Source organism: Sinomonas flava (genome assembly GCF_039531875.1).
GTDB lineage: Bacteria > Actinomycetota > Actinomycetes > Actinomycetales > Micrococcaceae > Sinomonas > Sinomonas flava.
In genome coordinates this window covers 12,543-32,314 of record NZ_BAAAQW010000014.1, presented here as the reverse complement: position 1 = coordinate 32,314, position 19,772 = coordinate 12,543, and the positions used below count along the sequence as shown (strand labels likewise).

Below are 19,772 nucleotides of genomic sequence, written 5' to 3'. Positions count from 1 at the left end.
GAAGACTGGGAGGATGCTGAGCAGGTCCCGGCCCGCGCAGGCGGCGCCACCGCCCCAGACGCCGCGCACCGCCGTCGCGCGCGTGCTCAGCGAGGTGTTCCAGCCGCCGTTCACGATCGCGGTCCAGCTCATCGTGAGCCCCGCCGCTAGCCCGGGCTGGCCGGAGACGTGGTGGTACGGGGCCATCGCGGCCCTCTTCACCTGCGTGCTCCCGTTCGGAATCCTCCTGGCCCTGGTCAAGGCCGGACGCGTCACCGACCACCACGTCAGCCAGCGCACCCAGCGCGCACCGGTCCTTGCGATGGCGGTCGGATGCGTGCTCGCGGGACTGGCTGTCCTCGCGGTCCTCGGCGCCCCGGCGTCGGTCCTCGCGATGACCGTGGCGATCGTCGCCGGGATCGCCTTCCTCGCCGTCGTGAGCCTGTGGTGGAAGGTGAGCGGCCACGCCTCCGCGATCGCCTCCTCGACCACGGCGGCGGTGATGCTGCTCGGCCCGGACTGGTGGCCGCTCTTCCTGCTTGTGCCCCTAGTCGGGTGGTCCCGCGTGGCCCTCGGGGCGCATACCCTCGGGCAGGTCGTGGCGGGCGCCCTCGTGGGTCCGGTGGTGATCGTCGGGCTGTGGTGGCTCCTCCTCGGCGCGGGCTGACTGTCACGCGATCATGCGGTCATCGCCCTTCTGATACTGGAAAGCTATCAATAATGGCGGGATAGATATTTCCGCAACCTAATCCGTGGTCCTACGCTGGAAGACACCGGCCTCTGCCGGACCGGACACCCGTGACGAGAGCAGGCGAGGGGGCCATGGAGACGCGACACCTGAGGTACTTCGTCGCGGTCGCCGAGGAGCGGCACTTCGGCCGCGCGGCCCAGCGCCTGCACATGGCCCAGCCGCCGCTGTCCCAGCAGATCAAGCAGCTCGAGGAGCAGCTCGGCACGCCCCTGTTCGAGCGCACCACCCGCAAGGTCGAGCTGACCCCCGCCGGCGAGCTCCTCCTCGAGCGCGGCCGCCGCATCCTGCAGGACCTCGAGGAGCTCGAGTCGGATGTCGCGCAGGTGGGTGCCGGTGCGGCGGGCGTGCTCCGCGTCGGCTTCTCCGGCTCGGCCACCTACCGGCTGCTTCCGCCGCTCGTGCAGAAGGCCCGCCGCGAGCTGCCCGGCCTCAAGCTCAGCGTCCACGGCGAGATGCTCACGCCGCAGATGGTGGCCGACCTCGAGGAGGGCAGGCTCGACGTGGCCGTCCTCCGCCCTCCGGTCGACTCGCCGGAGGTGGACCTCGCCTTCCTCGACCAGGACCGCCTCGTCGCCGCGCTCCCTGCCGACTCCCCGTGGGCGGAGCGTTCCCAGCTCGACCTCGCCGACCTCGCGGGCGAGTCGTTCGTGGGGTACCCCGCCCAGTCCGTCGTGACCCGGATCTTCCGTGAGGCGTGCCACCGCGAGGGCTTCACGCCCCGCGTCGTCCAGGAGGCCGCCGAGACCTCGACCCTCCTCGCGCTCGTCGCCGCCGGGATGGGCCTCGCGCTCGTGCCCATGACCACCCGCCGGTTCGCGTTCCAGGGCATCGTCTTCCGGCCCGTGCGCAACGCCCCGCCGGTGGACCTGGCGGTCGCCTGGCGGCGCGGCGCCCAGACGCCCCTCGTCCGCCGCTTCCTCGCCCTCTTCGACACCGTGTCCGCACCCGCGCACGACGGCGCCGCCGCACCCCGCGCGGCCCAGCCACCCGCCGTCGTGCGCACCCTGCCCGTGAAGGAGCCCACCCGTGAAGATTGAGCGCATCGAGGCGATCCCGTACTCGATCCCCTACACCCACCCGCTGAAGTTCGCGAGCGGGGAGGTCCACGATGCCGAGCACGTGCTCCTGCGGATCCACACCGACGACGGGCTCGTGGGCATCGCCGACACCCCGCCGCGGCCCTACACCTACGGCGAGACGCAGGCCTCGATCGTCGCGGTGGTCCGGGACCTCTTCGCGCCGCAGCTGACGGGGCTGGACCCGCTCGACCGCGAGAAGGCCCAGCGCGTCATGGGCCGCACGGTCCACAACGACACCGCCAAGGGCGCCGTGGACATCGCGCTGTGGGACCTCATCGGCAAGTCCCTCGGCGTCCCGGTCCACAAGCTCCTCGGCGGCTACGCGGACGGCATGCGCGTCTCCCACATGCTCGGCTTCCGCCCGGCCCACGAGCTGCTCGAGGAGGCCCAGCGGTTCCGCGAGCAGTACGGCGTGACGACCTTCAAGCTCAAGACCGGCCGCCGCCCGCTCGGCCTCGATGTGGAGGCCGTCCGCGTGCTGCGCGAGGGCCTCGGCGACGACGTCGAGATCTACCTCGACGCGAACCGCGGCTGGACCGCCAACGAGGCGATGGAGGTGCTGCGCCGCACCGAGGGCATGGGGCTGACCGCGCTCGAGGAGCCGTGCGACGCGTCAGAGGCGCTGAGCCGCCGCCGCCTCGTGCAGCACTCGACGATCCCGATCGTGGGAGACGAGTCCGTGCCGACCCCCGGCGACGTCTCGCGCGAGCTCCTCTCCGGCGGGTGCAACGCCATCTGCATCAAGACGGCCCGCAGCGGGTTCACGAAGGCAGGCGAGATCCTCGGGCTGTGCACCGGCCTCGGCGTGGACGTGACCATGGGCAACCAGATCGACACGCAGATCGGGTCCCTCGCTACCGTCACGTTCGGCGCGGCGCACGAGGCCAGCCAGCGCCGTGCGGGGGAACTGTCCAACTTCCTGGACATGTCCGATGACCTCCTCGCCGAACCGCTCGAGATCCGCGACGGCGTCATCCGCGCCCGCGAGGTGCCCGGCGTGGGCGCCGAGATCGACGAGGGCAAGCTCGCCCGCTTCCGCCAGGATTCCTGAGGAGGACCACATGCTGTTCATGGCACGCATGGACGTGACGTTCCCGCCCCACCTGACCCCCGAGCAGGTCGCGGACTTCCAGGCCCGCGAGAAGGAGTACTCGGCAGGCCTCCAGCGTTCGGGGAAGATGGCCGGCATCTGGCGGATCGTGGGGGAGTACGCCAACCATTCGCTGTTCGACGTCGAGTCCAACGACGAGCTCCACACGATCCTGAGCGGCTTCCCCATGTACCCGTACATGAAGATCAAGGTCACTCCGCTGGCGAAGCATCCCAACTCGATCCGCTGAGCGGCGGGCCGTCGGCGCTCTCGCCGCGGCCAGTCCAGGTCTTGATGACCGTCCACGCGACGGCGGTGACAGGAACCGCCAGCAGCGCCCCGATGATCCCGGCCAGGACCGTCCCGGACGCGAGTGCGAGGAGGATCGCGAGGCCGTGGATCGAGAGCACCCGGCCCATGAGAAGCGGCTGGAGCAGGTGGTGCTCGATCTGGTTCGCGGCCAGGACCACGATCAGCGCGACGAGTGCCACCACCGGCCCGTTGGAGATCAGGGCGATGCCCACGGCGACGAACCCCGCGAGGGTCGCGCCCAGGATGGGGATGAACCCTCCGATGAAGACGAACACGGCCAGGGGCAGCGCCAGGGGCACCCCCAGGACCTGCAGTCCGATGCCGACGATGACCGCGTCCGCGGCGGCGACCATCACGGTGCCCCGGACGTAGCCGCCGAGCACGAGCGCGCTCCGGTTCGCTGCGAGCCGGGCCCTGTCCCGGTGCGAGGGCGGCATGAACCATAGGAGGAATTCGAGGATCTGGCGGCCGTCTTTGAGGAAGAAGAACAGGATCACGGCCATGAGGATGAGCGAGGTGACGATCTCGCCGGCCGTGCGGGCCCCGGTGAGGGCCTCGGCCCCGATGCTCCCGGACGTGAAGAAGTGCTGGATGGAGTCGCGCGCCTGGGCGATCTGCTCGTCGCTGATGCGCGCGGGCCCGGTGTTGAGGAAGCTGTGGAGCTGCTCGAGGCCGGCCGTGAACCGTTCCGCCAGCTCGTGGGCTTGGGCGCGGACGAGGAACACGATGCCGGTGATGATCCCGCCGAAGACCGCCAGGATCGCCACGAAGGAGCTCAGCACGGCCAGGGCCCGCGGCCACCCGTGGGCGTGCAGCCAGCGCACGAGCGGGGCGATCGCGCACGCGAGGATCGCGGCGATGACCACGGGGATGACCACGAGCGGGATCCTCAGCAGGACCCAGACCACCGCCCATATGAGGGCGCCGACCGCGAGGGCCTGCACCGAGCGGGTGCCCGCACGGCCGAGGCCGTCGGACCAGAGGTCGGCGACCTGCCTGCGCGGGGGAGTGGCGGGCGGTTCGGACATGGTGCCCTCATTCCAAGTCGTCGGCGAGCCAGCCCAGCGTACCGCTGGTCTGCCAGCGATTGGTCTGCCAGCGCTGGCTGAGGCCGTCCCGATGAGACCCGAGGGGTCTCAATGGCGCCGAAATCAGTATTTCCCTCGGCTCAATACCCCGTCCTACCGTGGAAGCATCACCCGGTGAGATGGATCACAGGGAAGGACGAAGGAGTCGCCATGAGCACCGAGACCAGTTCCGGACCACAGAGCCCCGGCCTCGGCGCCATGGCGCTGGCGCGGCCCTCCTCTGGGGCCATCGTCACCGCGGAAGCGTACGACGGCGCCGCGCACCGATGCGGGGCCGGAGCCTTCACGCTCGTCTCACTCGACCCGCCCCTGGCTCTCGTCACGCTGCCCCGCAGCTCCGCCGCCGCCCAGTGCGTGGGCGACGCGCCCTTCACCGTCGACGTCCCCGATGCGTCCGGGACCGAGATGACCCTGACCTGCAGCCCCTGGAACGTCTACGACGGCGGCGACCACGTGATCGCCGTCGGCGAGGTCGTCTCCTGCCGAAAGGACCAGCCATGCTCTTCACCCTCCTGACCCTTGCCCGCCCCGCCTCCTCGCCGGTGCCGGGCGCCCCCAGCGGGCGGCTTGACGGCAGCGGCACGCCGAGCGCCGGCGTCGTGCGTCCCCACGAGCACGGGCTGGAGTCCGCAGCCTGGGCGGGCTGGTGGTGCCCGGACTGCGGCGGCTGAACCTAGGTCGTTTCAACTCAGCGGAAGCGGGGCCGCGGCCGCCAAGGCGCTCTCCCGTACAGTCGGTCCATTCCAGCGGCAGTGACGCCGCTCACAGCAATCCGCAGGGTGCATGCACGACGCCGAGGAGCTGATGACCGACGACGACTTCCGCGGCCGCAACCGGGGGGCCGAGCCCGGCGCGCACGCTCGCGTTCTCGACCGAGGGCATCCCCACGGCGAACCGGGTGGAGCTCTGGTCGATCCACAATGCGAAGGCGCTCATCGCCCTCGACATCCGGACGATGGACGACTCGCCGCTCGCGGCGGCGGAGATCAACCTGCACTTCCCCTCGATCAAGCTCGCCCAGGTGCGGGGGAGCGCCCAGGTCATCGAGCGGAACGAGCGGTTCATCCGCCGGCATCCGATGGACGTCATCGGCGTGTTCTTCGCGCTCGCCGGCGAGGCGTTCTTCTACTACCCGGGCGGCTTCGAGACGCTGAGGCCGGGCCAGGCCGTCATCTACGACGCCGACCGGCCCTTCATGCGCGGCTTCCACCGGGGCGTCGAGGAAATGGTCCTGACGATCCCGCGCGAGGAATACCTCGCCCTGTCCGGCGGGAGGCCGCTCACCAAGCCGGTTGTCGTCGACTTCCACGACGCCGGTCCCTCCAACCGCCACATGCTCGCGCTCGCGAGGCTCGTCCGGGAGGCCCTCGCCACGGGCACAGCCGGCGGTGCACCGGCCGCCGCGCCGCTGGACGCCCGGGCAGTCGAGGCATCTTCCCTCGAACTGCTGCGCCTCCTCGTCGCAGGCAGGGGCGCCGGGACACCCCTGGGCTACCTCGCGTCGGCCCGCTGCTTCATCGAGGAGCACCTCGCGGACCCTGACCTGTGCCCGGCGCGGGTCGCCGACGCCGTGGGCATCAGCGAACGGCACCTCACACGCGTGTTCGCCGAAGAGGCGGAACCGCCGGGCGCGTACGTCCTGCGCCGGCGCCTCGAGCGGGCACGGTCCCTCCTCGCCGACGAGGGCGAGCGGACGACGCCGATCGCGGCCGTCGCCGCCAGATGCGGCTTCTCCTCGCAGGCCTACTTCGCCCGCGTCTTCAAGGCACGCTTCGGCATGACGCCGCTGGCCGCCCGGCGCGGCGGTGCCGACACCCTGATCCTGCCCGACTGACGGGCCGTGCCGCCGCGCGGTCGCGCCCGCCCGAGTCGGCCAGCCGCGCGATTTGCAGTCCTCGGACACGTTCTTGCACTCCCCGGACATCCTCCAGTGCAGGACCTCGCAGAGCGGATGTGAGCTGGAACACTCGTCGTCACCGGGGAAAGGACGTGCCGGCGACGCTGCCGGCCCGCACACGAGGAGATCACCCTATGACCACCCCACCCATCGACCCGCGCGACCTGCGGCACGCCTTCGGGCGCTTCGGCACAGGCGTCACAGTCGTCACGACCCGCAATGACGTCGGCGAGGCCCATGGTGCGACCGTGAGCGCCTTCACCGCAGTCTCCCTCGACCCGCCGCTGGCCCAGGTCACGCTCATGCGCGAGTCCAAGCTGTCCGGGTTCGTGGCCCAGCGGCCGTTCGCGATCAACATCATGGGCACCGCCCAGCAGGACACGTGCCTGCACTTCGCGGGCAGGCCGATGAGGGACGGCCCCGCCTGGGGGCAGAGCTCCACCGGAGTCCCGGTCCTCGCCGGCAACGCCGCGACCCTGGAGTGCCGCCCGTGGGCCGTATACGACGGCGGCGACCACCTCATCGTCGTCGGCGAGGTCGTCGCGCTCGAGATCACCCCCGCCGCGCCCCTCCTGTTCTTCGGCGGCAAGTTCCACCACCTCGGCGGCCTCGTCGGCGGCGCGCCGTGGGACTACTGCGCCGACGGCCACGCTGCCCAGTCCTCGTTCGTCCCCGCGCTCGCCGTCCTGTAGGCGCCTCCCGCTCCTCCTCCCCCGCAGACGCCAGTAGCCCCAAGACACCGCACCCGCCCACCCACGCCGCGGCAGCGCCGCCGTCGGCCATCGAAAGGAGCCAGCCATGACCGAGATCCTCGACACGCCCACCGCCGCCCCGCACGCCGTTCCCGACATGAGCGAGCGCACGACGCCCGCCAACCCCCTCAAGCCGCAGACCGGAGACGAGTACATCGAGTCCCTCCGCGACGGGCGCGAGGTCTGGATCTACGGCGAGCGGGTCAAGGACGTCACGACCCACCCGGCCTTCCGCAACTCGGTGCGAATGGTCGCCCGCCTGTACGACGGCTTCCACGACGAGGCCACGGCGAGCAAGCTGCTCGTGCCCACGGACACCGGCTCGGGGGGCCTCACACACCCCTTCTTCAAGGCCGCCCGCAGCATCGACGACCTGAAGGCCTCCCGCACCGCGATCGAGACGTGGGCGCGGATGTCCTACGGGTGGCTCGGCCGCTCTCCCGACTACAAGGGCTCCTTCCTCGGCACCCTCGGCGGCATGCCTGAGTACTACGAGCCCTACCAGGACAATGCGGACCGCTGGTACAGGGAGTCGCAGGAGAAGGTCCTCTACTGGAACTACGCGATCGTGAACCCGCCCGTGGACCGGCACCTGCCGCCGGAGCAGGCCGGGGACGTGTTCATGAAGGTCCAGAAGGAGACCGACGCCGGGCTCGTCGTCTCGGGTGCGAAGGTCGTGGCCACGGGCTCGGCGATCACGCAGTACAACTTCATCGCCCACTACGGCCTGCCGATCAAGCGGAAGGAGTTCGCGCTGATCTGCACCGTGCCCATGGACTCGCCGGGGGTGAAGCTCATCTCGCGGGCCTCCTACTCGCACCAGGCCGCCGTGATGGGCACACCGTTCGACTACCCGCTCTCGTCGCGCCTGGATGAGAACGACGCCGTGTTCGTCTTCGACAACGTCCTCGTCCCCTGGGAGAACGTGTTCTCCTACGGCGACATCGACAAGATGAACAACTTCACCCCCGCCACCGGCTTCCTCAACCGCTTCTCGTTCCAGGGCGTGATCCGCCTGGCCGTGAAGCTGGACTTCATAGCCGGCCTCCTGCTTAAGGCCCTCGAGATCACGGGAACCAAGGACTTCTGGGGCGTGCAGACTCGCGCCGGCGAGGTCATCGCCTGGCGCAACATGTTCTACGCGCTCGCGGACGGCATGGCGCTCAACCCGGATCCGGGCCCCAACGGGACGGTTCTGCCCAAGGTCGACTACGCCATGGCGTACCGGGTGTTCATGTCGACCGGGTACCCGCGCATCAAGGAGATCATCGAGCAGGACGTCGCCTCCGGCCTCATCTACCTCAACTCGTCCGCGCTGGACTTCAAGACCCCCGAGATCCGCCCGTACCTCGACAAGTACATCCGCGGCTCCGAGGGGGTGACAGCCGTGGACCGGGTCAAGCTCATGAAGCTGCTCTGGGACGCGATCGGCACCGAGTTCGGCGGCCGCCACGAGCTCTACGAGCGCAACTACGCGGGCAACCACGAGGGCGTCAAGCTCGAGACCCTCATGGTCGCCGAGGGCAACGGCACGGTCGCGTCGATGAAGGGGTTCGCGGACCAGTGCCTCGCCGAGTACGACCTCGACGGCTGGACCGTGCCCGACCTCATCAACAACGACGACGTGAGCATCTTCCTCAACCGGCGCTGACCGGCGGCAGGTGACCCTCAGGAGGTGACCCTCAGGACGTGACCCCCAGACGGGCTCTGGGGGTCACCTTCTGGGGGTCACCTTCTGGGGGTCAGGAGCGGGTCTTCGAGTCACTCCCGCTCCCGGATGGTGAGCGTCCCCGCGAGGTCGAGGTCCGCCTGGGTGCCGGGATAGCCGGACTGGGCGATGAGGATCGCGCCGAACGCGGCAGCCCAGAACGTGCGCACCTCCTGCCGTGAGGACCGTTCGATCCGCCATCCGCGCAGGTCCAGGCTGCGCTCGAGGTAGCGCTCGGACATCCGGAACAGAAGGCTCAGGTGCCCCTTGACGACGGCGCCGAGCTGGGGCTTCGCGCGCGCCACGGCGAGGGCGTTGATCACCACGGGCAGGGACGGCGTGACGAGCACCGTCCGCGCGATCGCCCGCCGGAAGGCGGCCGCCGTCGTCATGCGCGAGCCCGCGCCCTCGATCCGCCCGGCGTCGCGGAGCATGAGCGCGAACGCGGCGTGGATGAACAGGGAGTCCTTGGAGCCGAAGTGGTAGGTGATCTGGTTCGGGTACACCCCCGCCGCACCGGCGATCTCGCTCACCGTGACGGCATCGGCCGGGCGCGCGGCGAACAGCCCTGCGGCCGCCTGGATGATGCGCCGGCGCGTCCTGGCCCCGCGGCCCCGTGGGGGCACAGGCGCGTAGCGATGTGACGAGACTTCGACCGAACCCATGCTGGAATTGTATGCTGTACAACGCCGACAGTTTTGTATCGCATACAACGGTGTGCGAGCGCCATCGGCGGAGATGGGGAAAGCGTGCCAATGACTGAGATCGTCATCACGGGTATGGGGGCGACCACCCCGCTGGGCGGCACCGTCTCCGAGCTCTGGGACGGCATGCTCGCCCTGCGCTCGGGCGTCCGCAGCCTCGCCGGCTTCGACGACAGCCTCCCGGTCCGCATCGCCGCATCCCTCGCCGTCGAGCCCGAGGCTGCGATGCCCCCGGTCGAGGCCCGCCGCCTGGACCGCAGCCAGCAGGCCGCCGTCATCGCGGCGCGCGAAGCGTGGGCAGACGCCGGAGCCCCCGCGGTCGACGGCGACCGGCTCGCCGTCGTGATCGGCACCGGGATCGGCGGGGTCACCACGCTCCTGGCCCAGGACGACGTCCTCGAGGCCTCCGGTGCGCGCCGCGTCTCCCCGCGCACCGTCCCGATGCTCATGGCCAATGCCGCCGCCGCGCAGCTGTCGATCCAGTTCGGCGCCCGCGCCGGCGCCTCCGCCCCGGCCTCGGCCTGCGCTTCCGGCGCGGAGGCGATCGTCCAGGCCGCGCGCCTCATCGAGTGCGACGAGGCGGATGTCGTGATCGCCGGCGGGGCGGAGGCGGCCATCACGCCCCTGACCATTGCGGGCTTCGCGCAGATCGGTGCCCTCTCCAAAGCAGCGGGGGACCCCGAGGCGGCCTCGCGCCCGTTCGACGCGAACCGCACGGGCTTCGTGCTCGGCGAGGGCGCCGGCGTCGTGATCCTCGAGCGGGCGGACCACGCCCGGGCCCGCGGCGCCAGGGCCCGCGCCGTGCTCGCCGGCTATGGCATCACGGCGGATGCCTTCCACATCACGGGCACGGACCCCGCGGGCCTGGGCCAGGTCAAGGCGATCCGGAAGGCCCTCGCCAAGGCCGGCATGGCGCCGTCTGACGTCCAGCACGTCAATGCCCACGCGACCGGCACCCAGGTCGGCGACGTGAGCGAGGCGGTCGCCGTGCGCGAGGCCCTCGGCGACGGCGTCGCGGTCACCGCGCCGAAGGGTGCGCTCGGCCACCTGGTCGGGGCCGCCGGCGCCGTGGAGGCGATCATCACGGCCAAGACGATCGAGGAGGGCATCATCCCGGCCACGCGGAACCTGGACGACCTCGACCCGGCCATCGGGCTCGACGTCGTGGCGGGCGCACCCCGCACGGCCCGGGTCGACGCCGCCGTCAGCAACTCCTTCGGCTTCGGCGGCCACAACGTGAGCCTCCTGCTGACACGGGCCTGAGGGTTCGCCTGCTGACGTCTTCCGCGGTGCCCGCGGGCTGCGCTACGCTCAGCGCCATCCCGCGTGCTGGGCGCGAGATGAATCCTTGGGGGGACTGTGCCACTCGCGTCCGCGCGCCGCAAGCTGCGCGTCGTCGGCGTGACGGTCGCTGCCGTCCTGCTGCTCATCACCGGGGTCGGCATCTCGCCGGCGGCGGCCGTCTCCGTCGCTCCGCCGCCGAAGCTCTTGGGAATGGGCATCACCTCCCCGACGGTGCTGCATCCGGGCGATTCCCTCACCATCGACTTCACGCTGAGCCGTCCGGCGGATTACGTGACCTTCAGTGTCAACGGCGTCGAAGGCCCGGAGTACCTCACCGCGAAGTCGGGCCCGACCTCGGGGTCGAGCCCGTCGACGGGAAGGGCGACCCTCGTGGGGGGACCTGACCAGGGCCAGCTCAAATGGTCCGACACCTATGTGGTCGGTGGGGTCAGCGTGGGGTACGACAGGGTGTACCTCTCGAGCCAGTACGACCCGAACGCCTACTTCTACCGGATCGCCGACTACGCGGCCGACGGGACGTGCCACTACAACGAGGGCGGATACTGCCTACCGGGATACGCCTACGGAAGACTGACCGTCTCAGTCGACGCCCCGGCCTACCGCCTCAGCGACAATGCGAACCTGACGCCCCCGGCGATCGTGGGCGCGCCTGGCTACGGCGAGACCATCAGCCTCGTCGACGCGACGTGGGCGGCCGGCAAGAGCGGACGCAAGACGTACCTGCGTGACGGGGTCGAGGTTGACCACCCGGACTGGGTCGTCGAGGAGGACATCGGCCATGACCTGAGCGTGCATCTCGAGTCGTTCGCCGAGGGCTACCGTCCCGCGGGCGCGACCTCAGCGCCGGTCACGATCACCTCACCCATCACGGCGTCCCCGGCTCGGCTCACCGGGCGTGCCGTGGTCGGCCAGAAGGTGACGGCGGCCTTCGACGAGTCGAGTGTCGCCGTGACCCCACCCCAGCCGTTCACTGTCGCCTACAAGCTCAACCACCAGCCGGCGACACCCGACCAGCTCGTGCACACCCTCACGGCGCAGGACGCCGGCAGGAAGTACCGGTTCGAGGCGATGGTGACGACGACAGGGACGCCGAGCGCCCAGAGGCCCTTCTCGGCGACCACGCCCGGCATAGTCCGCTACAAGGCGGCAGGCGAGGGGTTCGACGCCGGCTTCGCGCCCGACACCTTCGCCCGCGACGCCGGGGGCAGGCTGCTGCTGTACCCGACGGACGGGGTGGGCCGCTGGCTCCCGGCCAGGACGGTCGGCGTCGGGTGGGACGTGTTCGACCTCGTCCTCAACGTGGGCGACTTCGACGGCGACGGAAACGGCGACGTGCTGGGCCGGGACAAGGCCGGGAACCTCTTCCTCTACCCGGGCGACGGCCACGGTGACTGGCTTCCCCGCCGCCAGATCGGCTGGGGCTGGAACGAGTGCGGTGCCATCGTCCCGGTCGGGGACTTCGACGCCGATGGGATCAACGACCTCCTGTGCCGGGCCACTGACGGCAGGCTCGTCTTCTTCCCCGGCCAGGGCGACGGCTCCTTCCGCCCCGCCAGCTCCTACATGCCCAACCGGATCCGCACCGCCGCCATGCCCGGTTGGAGCAACCCGCTCATCGGGGAGGGCTGGAACAGCCTGAGCCAGCTCTTCTCCCCCGGGGACTTCGACGGCGACGGCATGAACGATGTCCTGGCGCGCGACGCCGGCGGGCAGCTCCTGCTGTTCCGCGGCGACGGGAAGGGCGGGTGGCTCAGCGACCGCGCGACCGTCGTCGGCTGGGGCTGGGGCGGCATGGCCCGGATCGGAGGTGCAGGAGACTTCGACGGCGACGGCACCCAGGACGTGTGGGCGATCGACGGCGCCGGCAGGCTGCTCGTCTACTTCGGCAACGGCCGCGGCGGGTGGCGGGGCAGCGCCGTCGTGGGCACCGGGTGGAGCGGGTTCACCTCCGTCTTCTAGGGAGGCGAGTAGGACAGCTTCTGTCCGCATCCCGCGCCATGATGGAGCCATGAACGACACGACCCAGCGCGTGCTGAGCCTGCTCAACCTGCTCCAGTCGCGCCCCGTGTGGACCGGGACGGAGCTCGCCGAGCGGCTCGGGGTGACGACGCGGAGCATCCGCCGGGACGTCGAGCGCCTGCGCGAGCTGGGCTACCCGGTTCGGGCCGAGCACGGCACGGGCGGTGGTTACCAGCTCGGCGCGGGCAAGGCCCTGCCGCCGCTGCTGCTCGACGACGAGGAGGCCGTCGCGGTCGCCGTGAGCCTGCGGCTGGCGGCGGGCGGGACGGTCACGGGCCTCGGCGAGGCGGCCGTCCGCTCGCTCGCGAAGCTCGACCAGGTGCTGCCGGCGCGGCTGAGGGCAGAGGTCAAGGGCGTCATCGAGGCGACCGTGAGCCTCGACAGCCCCGTCACCGCGGTCGACGCCGACGTCCTCGTCGCGCTGGCCCGCGCCATCCGCACCCCCGAGCGGGCGACGTTCGACTACACGAAGGCGTCCGGCGAGCGCTCCGAGCGGCGCGTCGAGCCGTACCGCCTCGTCGCGGCCGCGCGCCGCTGGTACCTCATGGCCTGGGACCTCGACCGCGGGGACTGGCGCACCTTCCGCCTCGACCGCATGGCCGCCGCCCGCGGCACCGGCTGGCGGTTCACGCCGCGGGACGCGCCCGACGCCGTCGAGTACGTCCAGGCCTCGATCACCCAGGCGCCCTACCAGTACGTGGCCAAGGTGCGCATCCACGCGCCCGCGCACGAGGTCGCCGAACGCGTGCCGTCGACCATTGCGGTGGTCGAGCCGGACGGTGACCACGCCATCCTCACCGCCGGCGCCGACGACCTCGACTACGTGGCGTACCACGTGGTGCGGCTCGGCTGGCCCGTGAGCGTGATCGAGCCGCCCGAGCTGCGCGAGGCCATGCGGGCCCTGGGCGAGAAGCTCACGGCCGCGGGCGCGTAGGCGCCGGCAGGCGGGGTAGGGCACTATGCGTCAGCGCCGCGGGCCTTCAGTTCTCCGGCGCGACGAGCCCGGCGAGGAACGCCGGGAACCGCCACCCGGCGAAGAACCCGAGCGCCTCGATCCACGAGGCCTCGTCCGCCGGGCCCGCCGACGGGCCGAACATCGTGACCGATTCGACGAACACGGCCAGCCGGTCCGCGACCCCGGTGAGCCGCGAGGCCGCGGCGGCCAGGTCGCCGTCGTCCGCCCGGCCGGCGCGCAAAGCCTCGGCGAGATGCAGACGGCAGGGGGCCGCGGCGTCGTGCGCCGGTGAAGAAGGCCCGTCGCCGAGGCAGGCCGAGCACGCGAGCTCGGCCCAGGCGTCCGCCGTGAGGGAACACCAGCGGCGGCTGTGGCGGAGCGGGTTGGCCTCGGCTGCGAGGGCGGCGCTGTTGGAGTTGGCGTAGCCGATGGCGAACCCCTCCCTGGGCGGGGAGTCGAGCTGGGTGCAGATCAGGCAGCGGCGGCCCGGGACCAGGACCGCGTCCGGTCGGCGCCGCCAGCCGCGCGGCTGGGCGAGCCGACGGCCCAGCCCACGCGCCAGGTCCTCGTAGAGCACGCTGACATCGAAGGGGACGTGGCCCGCGCGGTCGCCCACGCCTGCCTCCCACAGCTCGATCTCGACCACGGCATAGCCCCACGTGTGGCGGGGGCAGAAGCCCAGCGACTCTCGCATCCATGCCCGCATCGACGGGATCTGGATGGCGCCGTGCACGAACGACCACAGGAGCCGGACCTCCTCCGTGGTCAGGCGCAGGGGAGCGGCCGGGAGCAGGGCCTGAGCTGTCCGGATTGCCATGGCGCCTCCTCGCTGATTGTCGCACGGTGTGCTGACAGGCGTCAGTGCCGCACCCCTCCCCGCGCAGGGCCGGGGACGCTAGCGTGGCCCCATGAGCGATCAGCCTGCAGACCTGACCGAGCCAGCCGACGGCAGGCACACCACGAACGGGACGCCGCACGGTTCAACCTCCCTGACGCCGTTCATCGTGGTTGACGGAGCCGCCGCCGCGATCGAGTTCTACGAGACGGTCTTCCGCGCGAAGGCCCTCTCCAGGACCGAGTTCCCCGGGCCGGAGGGGACGACGATCGTCGCGCACGCCGTCCTCGACTTCGGCAACGGCCGTCTCGAGCTCGGCGATCCGAACCCGGAGTACCACCTCGTGCCCCCGCCCGCTGGAGACGACGACTGCTTCTCTCTCGCGGTCTACGTCCCCGACGTGGATGCCGCCGTGGAGCGGGCCGTGGTCGCCGGGGCCACCGTTCGCGAGCCCGCGGCCGTCTTCGTCTCGGGGGACCGCTTCGCGAGCATCCGCGACCCCTTCGGCATCCGCTGGTCGGTGATGACGCGCGTCGAGGACCTCTCCGACGAGGAGGTCAAGGCCCGCGTCGACGCGTGGGCCGCGACGATGGGCGGCTGAGCCTGCCTCTCAGAGCTCGGCGAAGGCGCCCGCCGCGCCTCCCCGGCCCGTCGCGAGCACGACGACGAGCGCTTCCGACGCCACCGGGTTCCCGCCGACGGCTGGCGGCGCGTCGGCCGCCGGAACCACGGCCGTGGCCGACCACGAGCCGCCCTCCCTGCTGACGGCGACCGGCGCGCCGTCGACCGTCACGGCCAGCTCCTCCGCCCCCTCGACCGCGCCGGACAGCGTGAGCTGCCGCGCGCCGTGGTGCGCGGGGGCGCCCAGGCGCGCCTCGAGCGTGACGGCGGGCGCGGCGCCCGAGGCCGGCCGGCGCCGCGGGATGGCGTCGGCGGCCAGCACGGGGGCGTGGGAAGGGACGGGCCGGGCGGGCGAGGCGGCCTCGAAGGCGGCGCCGTAGGCCAGAAGCCCGGCATCGCCGTAGGCGGCGCCGGCGAAGGTCAGGCCGACCGGCATGCCGATGTCCGCCATGGCCCCCATCGGCACCGTGACCGACGGGATGCCGAGGTGCCGCAGCGCGTAGTTGCCGTTGGAGAAGAACACTCCGTTCGCCCAGGCGCGGTCGGCCGCATCAGGCTCGAGGTCCGCGGACGCAGGGGCCACGTCCGCCGCCGCCGGGAACACGACGGCGTCGAGGCCGCGGGCCGCAAGCCAGTCCTCGAAGAGCTCCTTGCGCAGCCGCTCGAGCGCCCGGAGCGCGTCTGCGAAGCCCGGCAGCTTCGCCGGCCGGTTCAGGGCCGCCCGCGCCAGCGCGACCACTGAGTGGTACCTGTCCGCGTAGTCCGCGACCTCCTCGTACCGGTCCGGCAGCGACCCCGGCGGTGTCGGGAAGATGAGGTCCGGGTCCACTTCGGCCAGGGAGGAGCAGTTCGGGTCGCCGTTGGCGCGGAGGAAGTCGTCCCAGCCGTAGGCGAGGATCTCGTTGAACTCGCGATCCATCCAGCCCTCGGGGAGGACGCCCAGACGGGCGAGCTGCTCGCCGCCGGGCGTTCGTCCCTCGTACTGCTCGATGAGAGGGAAGTCGACCTCGACCACCTCCGCGCCCAGCGCGGCGAGCCGCTCGCCGGCGGCCTCCCAGAGCGCAAGCACCGAGGGCCGCACTTGGATGGGGAACTCCGGATCCCGGCCCAGGTACATGCGCGGGATGCCGAGGCGCTTCCCGCGCAGGGCGGCCGGGTCGGCCAGTGCGCGGTAGTCCTCCGGCCGGTGCTCGCTGGGCGCCGGGAGCCGAATGACACTCTGCTCCCGCCAGAAGTCGCCGCGGGTCTCGGGGTCGTCGGCGACGATGACGTCGAGCACCGCGAGCAGGTCGGCCATCGTGCGCGTGTGCGGGACCACGACGTCCCGCGTGGGGAACAGCGGCCAGTTCCCACGGACCGAGATGATCCCGCGTGAGGGCGTGTAGGCGCAGAGGGCGTTGTTCGACGCGGGGCTCCGGCCGGAGGACACAGTCTCCTCGCCCATCCCGAACACTGCGAGGTTCGCCGCCGTCGCCACTCCCGAGCCGTTCGAGGAGCCCGAGGCGTAGGCGGCGGGGAGGTACTCGGGGTTGTAGGGGCTCTCGGCCCGCCCGTACAGGCCGCGCTGCATCCCGCCGTCGGCCATGGGCGGCATGGTGGTCTTGCCCACGAGAACGGCTCCGGCCGCACGCAGGCGCTGGACGGTGAAGGCGTCCCGCCGCGCGACGAGCCTCGCGAAGGCCGGGGAGCCGGAGGCCACTGTGAGGCCCTCGACCATGTAGGAGTCCTTGACGGTGAACGGGACCCCCTCGAGCGGCCCCGCGCACCCCTCGCGCCGCCGCCGGTCCGACGCGGCGGCCTCCTCGAGCGCGCCCGGGTTGAGCACGGGGACGGCGTTGAGGCGCGGGCCCGAGCGGTCGAAGGCGCCGATGCGGGAGAGGCAGCGGGCGGTCAGTTCGACGCTCGTGGTGCGCCCGGCCGCGAGGGCTTCGAGGACGTCGTCGATGGAGGCCTCGAGGAGGCGGAACGGGCCGTCGGTGCCAGTCATGGGTGCTCCTTTGCAGAACCTGGGGCTGCGGACAGTGTACTGACTGAATTTTCAGTTAAGCTAGTGCCGACGCGAGAGGGGATCGGATGGTCCGGGAGAAGTCGGGGGACGCGAGGGAGAGGATCCTCGCCGCCTGCAGCCGGTGCATCGCGCGCACCGGCGTGCGCGGGCTGCGGATCCAGGAGGTCGCGAAGGAGGCCGGCGTCTCGACCGGCCTGCTGTACTACCACTTCGCGGACCGCGACGGGCTGCTCCGCGCAGCCCTCGACTTCGTCAACGCGAGCGCCGCGGCGCGGGCCGAGGACGTTTCCGTCCGCTCCCCGCAGGCCAGGCTCCGCGCGCTCCTGCACTCGGAGTTCGGCGACGAAGCCGGCGTGCGCGAGGGCTCCACGGCATGGAACGAGCTGCGGGCGAGCGCCGTCTTCGACTCCGCTCAGGCCGAGGCCATCGCCGCCTCGACACGGTCATGGCAGGAGTCGGTCGCCCTGCTCGTGGTCGAGGCGCGCGCCGCGCACGACGCCGGGCAGCCACCTCGCGCGCAGGACCTGTCCGTCGCGCCCGGGTCGCCAGACGAGGCCGCGCTCGTGCTGACGGCGCTCGTCGAGGGCCTCTCGGGGCGCTGGCTCACGGGACAGCTCGACGTCGTGGGCGCGCGGAAGGCGGTCGACGCCGCGCTTGCCGCGCTGGGCCTGTTCCGCGGTGGGCTGACGTGAGCCGGCCCTGAACCGGCCGCCACAGCGCCGGGCTACGGTTCGAACCGCACCGGGTCCCAGTCCAGGACGTGCGCCTCGGCGAGGCCTTCGGTGACGAAGGGGTCTGCGGCGACGAACCGCTCGGCGTCCTGCCGGGAGGTGAAGAGGCCCATCGACGAGGCCGTCGGGTCCGGGGTCAGGAAGGGCCCGAGCGCCACGAGCCCGCCGCCCTCGGCCCTGAAGGACTGGTAGTACGCCTGGTGCCGCGGGTACACCTCGAGGATGCGGGCCCGGTCGACTCCTTCGCGGACCCTGTACAGCACAACTGATTCCATGCCGGGATCTTAGCCCTCGGCGGGCGTCCGGCGGCCGGCCCCGCGCGGGTCAGCTCATGCTGCCCGCCGGTTCTGGGACGACTCCCTGGTGTCCGTCTTGCCGGAGCCGTTCGAGCCGTCGGAACCTGCCTCTTCGTCCTGCTGCTCGCGCAACCACGCAAGCACGTGTTCGTGGACGACGGCGCGCCGCTTCACTGTCCTCATCCTCCCTGTCGTGCCCCTCGGGGCGGTGTTGAATACTGTTTCCCGCTGGGCCGGCGCTCAATCGCGCTAGATGGCGTTCCACCCGTTGTCGGAGGCCAGGACGACCCCGTTGATGTTCGTCGCGTCCCTGCTCAGCAGGAACGTGATGCTCGCTGCGAGCTCGTCGGCCTGGGCCGCCGGCGGGAGCACCACACCGAAGAGCGGCGCGATGGTCTCCTTCGCGAGCTCCGAGTCCATCGGCGCCTCGATGTGGGTGATCGTGCCGCCGGGCGCCACGGCGTTGACCCGGATGCCCTTGCGCCCGTACATGACGGCGGCGCTCTTCGTCAGGCCGTTGACCGCGTGCTTCGACGCGGTGTACGCGGCACCGGCAGCCGAGCCGCGCAGGCCCGCCTCCGAGGAGACGTTGACGATGGAGCCGTACCCGGCCTCGAGCATGATCGGCAGCACGGCGCGCGAGAGGCGCACGACCGAGGTGACGTTGACCGCCATGACCCGCTCCCAGATCTCGTCAGGGAGCTCGTGCAGCCCGTGGAAGTGGTCCATGATCCCCGCGACGTTCGCGAGCCCGTCGACCCTGCCCCCGGCCGCGCCGACGACCGCCTGAACGGCGTCCTCCGTGCTGATGTCCCCGGCGACCGGGACCAGGCCGAGGTCAGGGTTCTCGGCGACGAGCTCCTCGAGGCGCTCCCGGCTCAGGTCGCTTGCGATGACACGCCCGCCCTCTCTGGCGACCCTGAGCGCCGTTGCACGCCCGATGCCCGAGCCCGCGCCGGTGACGATGACCGTCTGGCCGTCGAAGCGGCCCGGGGTGATGACTTCCTGCCATGCGGACATGTGATCCTCCTACTCGGGCAGTGCGGGCGCGGCCGGGAAGTCGAACTCGGTGCGTGCGTAGCGGTTGAAGTAGTTGTTGAACAGGTTGCCCATGATGTGGGCGAAGGCCTCGGCAAGGTCATCCTCGGTCCAGCCGGCGTCCAGGGCCGCCTGCCAGACCCCGTCGGAGACGTCGCCGGTGTTGGCCGATGCGTCCCGGACGAGCGCGGTCATGGCGGCGAGCTTCGGGTCCCACGTGACCTTCCCGGCCCGGATCGCGATCATCTCCTCGTCCGTCCACCCCGCCCGCCGGCCCGATCTGGTGTGGGACGCCTCGCAGTACTCGCAGCCGTTCTGGTTGGCCATCGCGAGGGCGATCGCCTCGCGGGTCTTCGCGTCGAACGTGCCGTGGTCCTTGAGGGCCTGGTTCTTGCCGAGGTAGATGCCGAAGACGGCCTGGTTGTGGGCCAGTTCCCCGAGCATGTGGCTCAGCCGGCCCACGCTGCCGGCGATCTGGCTGACCGCTTCGCGGGCCTCGGCGGGGACGTCTTCACGGGTGTGGACTCGGATGCGCGCCATGGGATCAGGGTGGCACCGGGGCCCCGCTGCCCAACAGGGCCGAACGGCTCGCGTTCGGCCGTCG

21 protein-coding genes and 1 pseudogene are annotated in these 19,772 nt (G+C 71.6%); 14 read left to right on the top strand and 8 right to left on the bottom strand.

Going from position 1 to position 19,772, the window contains the following annotated elements:
* Positions 1-13 precede the first annotated feature (13 nt).
* The 4 genes from ABD298_RS17625 (at position 14) to catC (ending at position 3,149) form a co-directional block, all read left to right on the top strand.
* Positions 14-646, top strand: a complete 633-nt coding sequence (locus ABD298_RS17625) for a phosphatase PAP2 family protein (protein WP_344301124.1) — start codon at positions 14-16, stop codon at positions 644-646.
* Positions 647-801: 155 nt separating this feature from the next.
* The gene (locus ABD298_RS17620; protein WP_344301123.1) at positions 802-1,767 is read left to right on the top strand and encodes a LysR substrate-binding domain-containing protein; all 966 of its coding nucleotides are present in this window, start codon (positions 802-804) and stop codon (positions 1,765-1,767) included.
* Positions 1,757-2,860, top strand: coding sequence for a mandelate racemase/muconate lactonizing enzyme family protein (locus ABD298_RS17615; RefSeq protein ID WP_344301122.1), 1,104 nt, complete (start codon positions 1,757-1,759; stop codon positions 2,858-2,860). The genes ABD298_RS17620 and ABD298_RS17615 overlap by 11 nt, the downstream gene beginning before the upstream one ends.
* Before the next feature lie 10 nt (positions 2,861-2,870).
* The gene (gene catC, locus ABD298_RS17610; RefSeq protein ID WP_208710708.1) at positions 2,871-3,149 is read left to right on the top strand and encodes a muconolactone Delta-isomerase; all 279 of its coding nucleotides are present in this window, start codon (positions 2,871-2,873) and stop codon (positions 3,147-3,149) included.
* Here the strand turns inward: catC and ABD298_RS17605 are convergent.
* Entirely contained in the window at positions 3,112-4,239 is a 1,128-nt protein-coding gene (locus ABD298_RS17605; protein WP_344301121.1) for an AI-2E family transporter, read from the bottom strand. The genes catC and ABD298_RS17605 overlap by 38 nt on opposite strands.
* A 210-nt stretch (positions 4,240-4,449) precedes the next feature.
* On the opposite strand from ABD298_RS17605, the gene ABD298_RS17600 reads away from it, so the two are divergent.
* From ABD298_RS17600 to ABD298_RS17580, 5 genes are all read left to right on the top strand, one after another.
* The gene (locus tag ABD298_RS17600; protein WP_344301120.1) at positions 4,450-4,815 is read left to right on the top strand and encodes a flavin reductase family protein; all 366 of its coding nucleotides are present in this window, start codon (positions 4,450-4,452) and stop codon (positions 4,813-4,815) included.
* The gene (locus tag ABD298_RS17595) at positions 4,797-4,970 is read left to right on the top strand and encodes a hypothetical protein (RefSeq protein WP_344301119.1); all 174 of its coding nucleotides are present in this window, start codon (positions 4,797-4,799) and stop codon (positions 4,968-4,970) included. Before ABD298_RS17600 ends, ABD298_RS17595 begins: the two co-directional genes overlap by 19 nt.
* 227 nt (positions 4,971-5,197) lie before the next feature.
* Complete coding sequence (locus ABD298_RS17590; RefSeq protein ID WP_344301117.1) at positions 5,198-6,133, top strand: AraC family transcriptional regulator; 936 nt, start codon at positions 5,198-5,200, stop codon at positions 6,131-6,133.
* Positions 6,134-6,330: 197 nt separating this feature from the next.
* On the top strand, positions 6,331-6,888 hold the full coding sequence (locus ABD298_RS17585) for a flavin reductase family protein (protein ID WP_344301116.1): 558 nt from the start codon (positions 6,331-6,333) through the stop codon (positions 6,886-6,888).
* A 106-nt stretch (positions 6,889-6,994) separates the two neighbouring features.
* Positions 6,995-8,599 (top strand): 4-hydroxyphenylacetate 3-hydroxylase family protein, encoded by a 1,605-nt coding sequence (locus tag ABD298_RS17580; RefSeq protein WP_344301114.1) that lies wholly within the window; start codon positions 6,995-6,997, stop codon positions 8,597-8,599.
* Positions 8,600-8,709: 110 nt separating this feature from the next.
* Here the strand turns inward: ABD298_RS17580 and ABD298_RS17575 are convergent, their stop codons facing one another.
* Entirely contained in the window at positions 8,710-9,321 is a 612-nt protein-coding gene (locus ABD298_RS17575) for a TetR/AcrR family transcriptional regulator (RefSeq protein WP_344301113.1), read from the bottom strand.
* Between the two features lie 90 nt (positions 9,322-9,411).
* Between ABD298_RS17575 and ABD298_RS17570 the strand changes: the two genes are divergently transcribed.
* The 3 genes from ABD298_RS17570 (at position 9,412) to ABD298_RS17560 (ending at position 13,618) form a co-directional block, all read left to right on the top strand.
* On the top strand, positions 9,412-10,623 hold the full coding sequence (locus tag ABD298_RS17570; protein ID WP_344301112.1) for a beta-ketoacyl-[acyl-carrier-protein] synthase family protein: 1,212 nt from the start codon (positions 9,412-9,414) through the stop codon (positions 10,621-10,623).
* Positions 10,624-10,719: 96 nt separating this feature from the next.
* On the top strand, positions 10,720-12,624 hold the full coding sequence (locus ABD298_RS17565) for an FG-GAP repeat domain-containing protein (RefSeq protein ID WP_344301111.1): 1,905 nt from the start codon (positions 10,720-10,722) through the stop codon (positions 12,622-12,624).
* A gap of 49 nt (positions 12,625-12,673) precedes the next feature.
* A complete protein-coding gene (locus ABD298_RS17560; protein ID WP_344301110.1) occupies positions 12,674-13,618 on the top strand; it encodes a helix-turn-helix transcriptional regulator in 945 nt (314 codons plus the stop codon).
* A gap of 46 nt (positions 13,619-13,664) precedes the next feature.
* Here the strand turns inward: ABD298_RS17560 and ABD298_RS17555 are convergent, their stop codons facing one another.
* Positions 13,665-14,456 carry a hypothetical protein gene (locus tag ABD298_RS17555; RefSeq protein WP_344301109.1) on the bottom strand — a complete coding sequence of 264 codons (792 nt, stop codon included), beginning with the start codon at positions 14,454-14,456 and terminating at the stop codon, positions 13,665-13,667.
* 91 nt (positions 14,457-14,547) lie between these two features.
* Between ABD298_RS17555 and ABD298_RS17550 the strand changes: the two genes are divergently transcribed.
* On the top strand, positions 14,548-15,075 hold the full coding sequence (locus tag ABD298_RS17550; protein ID WP_344301107.1) for a VOC family protein: 528 nt from the start codon (positions 14,548-14,550) through the stop codon (positions 15,073-15,075).
* Positions 15,076-15,408: 333 nt separating this feature from the next.
* Here the strand turns inward: ABD298_RS17550 and ABD298_RS17545 are convergent.
* Positions 15,409-17,082 (bottom strand): annotated as a pseudogene (locus ABD298_RS17545) (amidase); the annotation flags it as partial.
* Between the two features lie 86 nt (positions 17,083-17,168).
* On the opposite strand from ABD298_RS17545, the gene ABD298_RS17540 reads away from it, so the two are divergent.
* Positions 17,169-17,795, top strand: a complete 627-nt coding sequence (locus ABD298_RS17540; protein WP_344301105.1) for a TetR/AcrR family transcriptional regulator — start codon at positions 17,169-17,171, stop codon at positions 17,793-17,795.
* Positions 17,796-17,827: 32 nt separating this feature from the next.
* Here ABD298_RS17540 and ABD298_RS17535 read toward each other — a convergent pair whose 3' ends face one another.
* The 4 genes from ABD298_RS17535 to ABD298_RS17520 form a co-directional block, all read right to left on the bottom strand.
* The gene (locus ABD298_RS17535) at positions 17,828-18,109 is read right to left on the bottom strand and encodes a YciI family protein (protein WP_344301104.1); all 282 of its coding nucleotides are present in this window, start codon (positions 18,107-18,109) and stop codon (positions 17,828-17,830) included.
* A 54-nt stretch (positions 18,110-18,163) separates the two neighbouring features.
* Positions 18,164-18,313, bottom strand: coding sequence for a hypothetical protein (locus ABD298_RS17530; protein ID WP_344301103.1), 150 nt, complete (start codon positions 18,311-18,313; stop codon positions 18,164-18,166).
* A gap of 66 nt (positions 18,314-18,379) precedes the next feature.
* The gene (locus tag ABD298_RS17525; protein ID WP_344301102.1) at positions 18,380-19,150 is read right to left on the bottom strand and encodes an SDR family NAD(P)-dependent oxidoreductase; all 771 of its coding nucleotides are present in this window, start codon (positions 19,148-19,150) and stop codon (positions 18,380-18,382) included.
* Positions 19,151-19,159: 9 nt separating this feature from the next.
* Entirely contained in the window at positions 19,160-19,708 is a 549-nt protein-coding gene (locus ABD298_RS17520; RefSeq protein ID WP_344301101.1) for a carboxymuconolactone decarboxylase family protein, read from the bottom strand.
* Between the last annotated feature and the right edge of the window lie 64 nt (positions 19,709-19,772).